We start from the raw sequence: 392 nt of genomic DNA, 5'->3' as shown, positions 1-392 counted from the left end.
ATACTGGTTGCGACCATGCCTGTGTCTACTGCTACATAACCGCTTATATTCCCAAAGCTTTTAAGGTTAGAATTAAAGAAAATCTTCTTCCTACACTAGAAAGGGAACTCAGAAAATTTGATAAAAGGTTTATAATCTCGCTCTCCTACTCTTCTGATCCGTACCCAACGATTGAGAGGCAATTTGGCATTACACGAAAAGTTCTACAGCTCTTCAAAAGATACAACGTGAGGTGCATGATCTTAACAAAATCAGATATTTTTAAGCGTGATTTGGACATTCTAAGAGAACTCAAATGTGCTGTTGGCATAACAGTGACGACAATAGATGAAGAAAAAGCTAAGGCATTAGAGCCAAATGCTCCCTCACCTAAAGACAGAATAAGAGCTCTA

General features: G+C 38.3%; 1 protein-coding gene. It reads left to right on the top strand.

The window, feature by feature from the left end:
• Positions 1-392, top strand: a 392-nt coding sequence (locus tag E3E51_RS12970; protein ID WP_167913525.1) for a radical SAM protein, incomplete at both ends; no start/stop codon positions are given.

The organism is Thermococcus sp. 21S7, from assembly GCF_012027615.1.
In the GTDB taxonomy this organism is placed as follows: domain Archaea; phylum Methanobacteriota_B; class Thermococci; order Thermococcales; family Thermococcaceae; genus Thermococcus.
Note: the sequence above shows the minus strand (reverse complement) of the source record. Positions and strands in the feature narration are given on the sequence as shown.